The sequence below is a fragment of the Nocardiopsis listeri NBRC 13360 genome, from assembly GCF_001570765.1.
Lineage (GTDB): Bacteria > Actinomycetota > Actinomycetes > Streptosporangiales > Streptosporangiaceae > Nocardiopsis > Nocardiopsis listeri.
The window spans coordinates 92,467-99,947 of record NZ_BCSH01000028.1 but is presented as its reverse complement, the minus strand read 5'-3'; the positions used below and the strand labels follow the sequence as shown (position 1 = coordinate 99,947).

Annotated in this window: 6 protein-coding genes; 4 read left to right on the top strand and 2 right to left on the bottom strand. The window is 70.1% G+C overall.

Going from position 1 to position 7,481, the window contains the following annotated elements; genetic code table 11:
- Positions 1-40: 40 nt before the first annotated feature.
- Positions 41-538, bottom strand: coding sequence for a TspO/MBR family protein (locus NLI01S_RS10205; protein WP_067602866.1), 498 nt, complete (start codon positions 536-538; stop codon positions 41-43).
- A gap of 201 nt (positions 539-739) precedes the next feature.
- Between NLI01S_RS10205 and NLI01S_RS10200 the strand changes: the two genes are divergently transcribed.
- Positions 740-2,863 (top strand): prolyl oligopeptidase family serine peptidase, encoded by a 2,124-nt coding sequence (locus NLI01S_RS10200; protein WP_067602894.1) that lies wholly within the window; start codon positions 740-742, stop codon positions 2,861-2,863.
- 284 nt (positions 2,864-3,147) lie between these two features.
- A complete protein-coding gene (locus NLI01S_RS10195; protein ID WP_067602863.1) occupies positions 3,148-4,350 on the top strand; it encodes a JmjC domain-containing protein in 1,203 nt (400 codons plus the stop codon).
- A gap of 49 nt (positions 4,351-4,399) precedes the next feature.
- Here NLI01S_RS10195 and NLI01S_RS10190 read toward each other — a convergent pair whose 3' ends face one another.
- Positions 4,400-5,200, bottom strand: a complete 801-nt coding sequence (locus NLI01S_RS10190) for a TetR/AcrR family transcriptional regulator (protein WP_067602854.1) — start codon at positions 5,198-5,200, stop codon at positions 4,400-4,402.
- Positions 5,201-5,590: 390 nt separating this feature from the next.
- Here NLI01S_RS10190 and NLI01S_RS10185 point away from each other — a divergent pair, with 390 nt between their 5' ends.
- Entirely contained in the window at positions 5,591-6,334 is a 744-nt protein-coding gene (locus NLI01S_RS10185; protein WP_067602851.1) for a DUF2306 domain-containing protein, read from the top strand.
- A 223-nt stretch (positions 6,335-6,557) separates the two neighbouring features.
- Positions 6,558-7,418, top strand: coding sequence for a (2Fe-2S)-binding protein (locus NLI01S_RS10180; protein ID WP_067602848.1), 861 nt, complete (start codon positions 6,558-6,560; stop codon positions 7,416-7,418).
- Positions 7,419-7,481 lie beyond the last annotated feature (63 nt).

Sequence of the window (7,481 nt, the reverse complement as noted above, 5' to 3'; positions counted from 1 at the left end):
AGGCGCCCCACCAGCCACCCCACCCCTTGGAATCGCTCATCTAATTGAGCAACCGGATCGCCAGGGTGAGTGCGGTGGCGAACAGGACCCACACCAGGTACGGGACGAACAGCCACATCGCCACCCGGCTGTGTCGCCGGGCCGCCCAGGTCGTCAGGGCCACCGCCACCGCGAGCATCGAGATGTCGACCAGCGCCAGGTCGATCAGTCCAAACCCGAAGAACAGCGGGGTCCATGCGGCGTTCAACAGCAGTTGGACCGCGTACAGGGTGAGGAAGAACGCCGAGCCGTCGGCGCCGGCGGCCCGCCACACCAACCAGCCCGCGATGGCGATCACGACGTAGAGCGCGGTCCAGACCGGACCGAACAACCATGGGGGCGGGGCCCAGGCCGGCAGCTCCAGACCGGCGTAGACTGCACCGGATCCGGCGGCCGCGGTGCTTCCGACCAGCGCTGTGGCCAGCACGGCGGCGGCGAAACAGACGGCTCCCACCACACTTCCGACAATGGTGGGTTCCGACGTGGTCCTGCGCTCCATGGGTTCCTTCCCGAAGCGGGGGGCGGACTTCCTCGATCGTTCTTCAGTGGACTTCTCCAGATACCTACCCACTCGACCGTTCCCCCGAGGGGTGATTCGAGCAGGCCTGGACGACAAACCTTCCCCTTGGGTGACAATCCGACCACCTGGGGGCCATGTATCTGTTGCTTGACCGTCGTGTCGGCCCGCTTCAAACATGTGATGGTGCGTAACCGAACCCCCGGAGCCGCCCTCGCCCCCGATCCGGCGTCGGTCGTGGACACCCTGCATGGTCGTCCCGTCCCCGACCCCTATCGGTGGTTGGAGTCCGCGGACAGCCCGGAAACGCTCCGTTGGTTGGAGGAGCGCGCCCGCGAGTACGAGCGCGAGGCCGTGGGCTGGCCCCTGCGCGAACGCCTGGCCGACCGGATCCGGAAGCTGGTCGCCACCGACCTGTGGAGCGTCCCGGCGCACCGCCCCGGCGCGGTGTTCGCCACGCTGCGTCCGTCCGGTGACGAGCACCCGAGGTTGGTGGTCCTGCCCGAGCCCTCCGACGAGACGTCCGACCACTCCACCCCCGTCGTCCCGCGTACCGTCTACGACCCCTGCGCGGAGGACCCCGCCGGGCGCACCACCCTGGACGCCTGGGAGCCCAGCCCAGACGGCGCGTTGGTCGCCCTACAGACCTCCACCGGCGGGGTGGAGCACGGCCGGCTGCGCGTGATCCGGGTGGCCGATGGCGCCCCTGTGGGTCCGGTCGTGCCCCGCGTGCGCTACTCGCACGTGGCGTGGCTGCCCACGGACGAGCGCTCCTTCTTCTATGTCCGCCGCGACGGCGCCCAGGGCGTGCGCGGGGTGTGGCTGCGCCGGGTGAGCGACGGCGCCGAGACCCTGGTGCACGCCTGCACCGGACCGGGAACCGTACCCGGGGTGAAGGTGCTGGGCGGGCGTTGGCTGCTGGTGACCGAGAGCCACGGGACCGGGCATCGCACCGACCTGTGGTTGGCCGACCTGACCGCCGGGTCCCCCCGCAGACCCGACCTGCGCCCTCTCCAGGTGGGGTACGAGGCCGAGACCGAGGTGCGCTCGGGGCCCGACGGATTGCTGTACCTGCGCACCACCCTGGGTGCTCCCAGGCGCCGTGTCTGCGTGGCCGACCCGGAGCGCCCCGAACCCGAGCACTGGCACGAGGTGGTCGCCGAGGATCCCGGTGCGACCCTGGACGCGTTCTGTCCCCAGCCGGGGGTCGACAGCGCGGACCCGGCCGTACTGGTGGTGCGCACACGATTGGGGATCAGCGAGGTCACCGTGCACGACGCGGTCTCCAGGGCGCTGCGGTATCGGGTGGAGCCGCCCGGGGAAGGCATGGTCTCCGCCCCGGTTCCGGCCCCCGACGGCTCGGTGTACCTGGGCTACGCCGACGTGTCCACTCAGCAGCGGGTGCTACGGCTGGCGCCGGGCGAACGCGTACCCGTTCCCTGGCCGCCGTGCACCGGACGGTCGGCGCCCTCCCCGAGGGTGGAACGCACCGTGGTGTGGTGCCGCTCCCAGGACGGCACCCGGGTCCCGGTCACCGTCTTCGACGCCTCCGAGGGCTCCGACGACTCCGGGCGGCGTCCGCTGCTGCTGCACGCCTACGGGGGGTTCGGTCGTCCCCGTCAGTTCGGGTTCAGCGCCACCGTGTTGGCCTGGCTGCTCAGCGGCGGCCGCTACGCGGTGGCCCACGTGCGCGGCGGTGGTGACGCCGGACGGCGTTGGCACCTGGACGGGTCGGGCCGCAACAAACCACGAGCGGTCCAGGACCTGGTGTCCGCCGCCGAGCACCTGGTCGAGGCCGAGTGGTGCGCCCGGGACCAGTTGTGTCTGTCGGGTGGTTCGGCCGGAGGACTGCTCGTGCTCGCCGCGACCACCGCCAGACCCGACCTGTGCGCGGCGGTGATCGCCTCGGCTCCGCTCGCCGACATGGCCCGCTTCGAACGCATGGGTCTGGGCCGGATGTGGACGCGCGAGTTCGGCAGCGTGGCCGATCCCGACGACTTCACCGCCCTGATGTCCTACTCCCCCTATCACCGGGCCCTGGAGAACGCGCGTCGCACCCCGGGGCTGGCTCATCCCACCGTGCTGCTCACCGGGTTCGCCGGGGACACCCGGACCGACGCCGCCCACCCGCGCAAGATGTGCGCGGCGCTGCTCGCCACGGGCCGGTACGAACAGGGGCGTCCACCCGCCCTGCTGCGATACGAGCGTGACGTGGGACACGGTCCGCGCTCGGTCAGCAGGGCCATAGCACTGGCTGCGGACGCCCACGCGTTCGCGGCGCACCGGACGGGGCTGACCGGCCGCTGAGAGGCACCGGGACGGCCCTGGTCAAGAGGAATCGAACACTTCCACAGAAAGCGAGGTGCGGTATGGACCCCATCGAGATCGAGGTCGAGGACCTGGCGGAGGTGACCTCCCGCGACATCACCGCGGGCGGCGACAATGACGGTACCGACTCCAGCTCCGACTTCATCTGATCAGGTCCGCCCGGCCCGGCCTACTCTTTCCGCCGGGCCGGGCGGATCCCCCTTCCGCTCTCCCTTGGTGTCCGCGCGCCCAGAACCGTCTCTCCGTCCGTCGAAAGGACCGCCGTGACCGAGCCCGGCCGCCTGTTCAGCCAAGCCCTGTGCGACGTCGTGGGCCGCGACGCCCTGACCAGCCGCCTATCGGAGGAGTTCGTCTTCGCCGATCTGGGCGCGGACGCCGTACGTTCGCTGTTCACCTTGGAGGACCTCAACCACGTGCTGACCGTGTGCGCGCCCGAGCCGCCGCGGCTGCGACTGCACCGGGAGGGCTCCCCGGTGCCCTTGGACCGCTACACCGAGACGGGCACCGCTTCACGCGAGGCCCGCCGAATCGTGCGCCCGGAGGCGTTGTACAAGGAGCTACGGGGCGGTTCCAGCCTCGTTCTGGACGGGGTGGACCGGATGCATCCGGCGGTGGGCGCGGCCGCCGACGACCTGATGCGACTGGTGCGCGAACGCGCGCAGGCCAACCTGTACCTGATCTGGGGCGACTCGCGCGGGTTCGACACCCACTGGGACGACCACGACACGATGATCGTGCAGTTGTCGGGCTCCAAGCACTGGCAGGTGCACGGTCCGGGCACCCGCCCGTTCCCGATGAAGAACGACACCGATCACACCCACACCCCGCCGCGCGACGCCGAGGGCCTGCCCCACCTGGTGTGGGAGGGCGTGCTATGGCCGGGGCAGGTGATCCACGTGCCGCGCGGGTGGTGGCACACGGTGACCGGCAACGGTGAGATGAGCATGCACCTGACCTTCGGGTTCACCCGGGCGACCGGGATCGACTGGGCGGAGGCGTTGGTGCGCCGGCTCTTCGAGGAGGAGCCGTTCCGGCGTGACCTGCCGCGCTTCGCCGACCCGGACACGCGCCGCGAACACCGGCACGAGCTGGCGGCCCGGTTGACGGAGCTGGCCGAGGAGGCGGACCTGGACTCGTTCCTGGCCGAGCGGGACGCGCGTTTCCCGCGCAGGACGTCGTTCTCGCTGCCTTGGCCGGTGGAGGAGGCGGTGCCCGGTGCGAAGGCACGGGTGGAGTTCGTGCCGATCCTGCCACCGCCGATGGAACGCGAGGGTGACAAGGTCGCCCTCACGGTCGCGGGCAAGCGGTACCGGTTGCCGGCGGTCACCGAACCGGTACTGGAGGCGCTCGCCGAGCACCGGGAGCTGACCGTGGCGGAGCTGGCCGCGGCGGCGGGTGTGGAGGTGGAGCCGTGCGGCCGGGTGGTGGCCGCTTTGGGCCGCCACCACCTGGTTGTGGTGCGTTGAGAGCGGTCGGGGCGTCGCATCCGCGCGTGGGTGCGACGCCCCGGCTCTGTCAGGCTCCGCCGATGGTGCCGCTGGTGCGCACGTAGGACTCGATGCCGTCGAGTACCCGTCGGATGCCGAAGTCCAGTTCGTGGGTGGGCTCTCCCGTCCCTTCGGTGGCCTGGGCCGTGGGCCGCGGCTCCAGCACCTGTTCGTGGAGCATGAGGGCGATGGTGGGGAATTCCTCCTCGGTGACCACCCTGCGCAGGCTCCGGCTGTAGTCGCGTTCGACCTCGACCGGGGTGTTGCCCGTGGTTCGCGCCGCGTCGGCCATGTCGGTTTCCAGCCGCACGCTCTCGCGCAGCGCCGACGAGAGCAGCAGGAGCATCTGTACCGCCTCCCCCACGTCCAGCCCCGAGCCCACCAGTTCGCGTAGGCCGGACTCCATCCAGCGCAGGCCGTTGGGGCCGCCGGGTGGTCCGGAGAAGGAGAGCCGCACCACCCAGGGGCGGTGACGGTAGAGCTCCAGGACGCTGTGGCACCACTCCTCCAGTCCGGCACGCCAGTCACCGTCGGCGCGGGGACCGGGGGGATCCCCTTCCATCGCGGTGTCGATCATCAGGACGAGCAGGTCCTCCTTGCTGTCCACGTGCCGGTACAGCGACATCGTCGTGTACCCCAATTCCTTGGACACGCGCTGCATGGAGACGGCCTCGATGCCCTCGGCGTCGGCGACGTCGAGGGCCGCGCGGACCACGACCTCTCGGCTGAGCCTGGGTTTGGGACCGCGCCTTCGAGGTGGGGATTCCAATCCCCAGAGCAGTTCCACGTCCCGCGCCATCCGGCTTTTGGGCGCGTCCTCTGTCGTCATGGGCCACCAGTCGTCGGGTTCGTCGTTGACACCATCCTAGAACTGTGTATTGAATACACTTATCAGTATGCGGCATACACAGTTCAGGGGGTGCGCGTCATGAGCCCAGGACTCCTCGCCGTCCCGGGCCGAAGGGGCCGCGGAGGAACCACGGGGACGCCGAGGACGCCGGGTTCGACGTGCCGGCACAGGCCGTTCGGGCGCGCTCCGGCACCCGGATCCGACGGCCGGCCTCATCCCACGGCCCGATGTCCCCTTCCTCGACGAACCCGCCACTGGCCCGACCCCACACAGCCGATCGCGCGTGTGGGAATCGGTGCGCGGACTCGTGCACGCCGACACCACGACACCCGATCCACCGTCCACCGAACGTCCGAAGGAGCCCCGACGATGGCGCCCACCCCATCGACCCACACGGCCACGACACCACCCCGCCGACACCCGACCACGACACCCGTTCCGTGGTGGCGCCGACCCTGGATCCTGCCGTTGGCCCTGTTCAGCGTCACGTTCCTGCTCTACTCCGTCCCGCCCTACCTGAGCCTGGACCCGGCCGACTCACGGCTTCCCCTACCGGAGAGCCCCTCCTGGTACTTCCCGATGCTCCTCACCCACATCTTCGGTGGAGCGCTGCTGACGCTGCTGGTGGTCCTCCAGGTGTGGCCATGGCTGCGCACCCGTCATCCGGCCGTGCACCGCTGGAGCGGACGGGTGTACGTCTGGTCGGGCATCCCACTGGTCGGGATTCCGGCGCTGCTCATCGCACCGTTCAGCGGCACCGGCGGGAGCGCCCAGATCGGCAACACCGTGTGGGCGCTGTTGTGGTCGGCCTTCACGCTCCTGGGCTATGTCATGGCCCGACGACGGCGTTTCGCCGAACACCGCGATTGGATGCTGCGCAGCTTCGCCCTCATCTACGGCATCGCGTTCAACCGCGTACTCCTCATCGTCTTGATGGTGATCATGTCGCCGCGTCTGGAAACGGTCCACGGCGGGGACTTCGACGCCTTGGGTCAGGACGTGGGCGTGGCGTCGGGTTTCCTGTCGTGGGTCCTGCCGCTGCTCTTCGTGGAGTGGTGGCTCAAGTACCGCCGCCGGTCTCGACGCGAGCGCAACCCGACACCCACGGCCTGATCCCGTCCGCTCCGGTGGGCGGGACCGCCCACCCGGCCCCTGAACTGGGAACTCTGGGCCCACCTTTGGGCAAACTCGGGTCCCCGAGGATTGCTACCGCGACTTTCGTTAGGGTAGCCTCACTTCATAGGCGCAGATGTACCCGGCCCCGGTGGTAGCTGCGACCACGGCTTCCCCGGACAAGACTTCGGCTTCCATCTTGCGACGAAGGGCAGGTTCCGCGGTGACTCAAAATCCGCTCGACGCGATCCGCGCCGCCAGTAAGCGGCTCAAGTTCGCCCCGCTGCCCGAGATCGTCGACTTCGAGACCCTCCAGCGGCGGCCCTTCGACGGCACCCAGTGCCACAGTGTCACGTCGATGACCACCGAGGGTTGGCTGCCCGTGCTGTTCGACAAGTTGCGTACCGAACACGGGCCCGGACACCGCCTGCCCGCCGCCACCAACTTCCTCCGGGTCACACTGCGCGAGCCCCTCTTCCTGGTGGCCTCCTCGCTGTACCTGACCGGCCGCGCGCCCCTGCTCGACCCGGACACGTTCCGTCTGCCGTGGGACACCGCCGAGGCTCGTTTTCGCACCCCGATCATGGTCGACACCCGCGTGGTGGTCCTGCCCGACGACCCTGTCGCCGACCATCCCGCCACCGTGGTCGCCCGTGACGAGGACGAACAGCTGCGGCTGACCGCCGAGGCACTGTTCGCCACCCTCGAACCGCTCATCGACGCCCTACGGGAGCACTCCCGAGCGGGCAAACGCACCCTATGGGGCTGGGTCCTGGACACCCTGCACTTCTACATGCTCAATCCGGCACGCTACCTGGGACGGGACGCAGAGCAGGCCTGGGACCTGGCCACCCGGTTGGGCGACGCGGTGATCGAGGCCGGCGCCATCACCCGCAAACGACCCCGCTTGTTCCCCTTCGCCCCGGACCACCCACGCGGCACCTGGGCGGTACGGGGTACCTGCTGCTTCGACTACAAGGGCGACCCCGAACACGGCTACTGCACGACGTGTCCGCTCAAGTGCGACAGCGAACGGAAGGAGGACCTGTCGGAGTGGCTGCGCGACCCCGCGCTGGCGCCCTGACCGGATCTCCGTGACCGCGGCCCGTCCCCGCCCTTGGGGGGGGACGGGCGCTTCTCGTTCCCC